Source organism: Pseudoalteromonas sp. ABE4_541 (genome assembly GCF_056312285.1).
In genome coordinates this window covers 1-318 of the sequence record NZ_JBSVEM010000061.1, presented here as the reverse complement: position 1 = coordinate 318, position 318 = coordinate 1, and the positions used below count along the sequence as shown (strand labels likewise).

General features: G+C 41.5%; 1 protein-coding gene. It reads right to left on the bottom strand.

The window, feature by feature from the left end:
* Positions 1–318, bottom strand: a 318-nt coding sequence (locus tag ACW689_RS21480) for a transposase (protein WP_476294452.1), incomplete at both ends; no start/stop codon positions are given.

The following is a 318-nucleotide window of genomic DNA, read 5'->3' as shown; positions in this document are numbered from 1 at the left end:
CATACATTTCTTTGAACGTAGAAACGATTTCACGGGTCGTCATGCCTTTGGAATAGAGATATAAAATCTTGTCGTCCATTGACGTGAAGCGAGTTTGGTTTTTTTTAACCAGTTGTGGCTCAAAGCTAGCATCTCGGTCACGAGGTGTATCTAATTCAACTTCACCATCTTCGGTTCGAATGGTTTTAGCTGAATAACCGTTTCGGGAATTTTGTTGCTCAGACTGCTCATGACGAGCATAACCAAGGTGTTCGTCTAATTCAGCATTGAGTGCTGCTTCAACCGTCACCTTGGTTAACATTTTACGAAAGTCAGTTA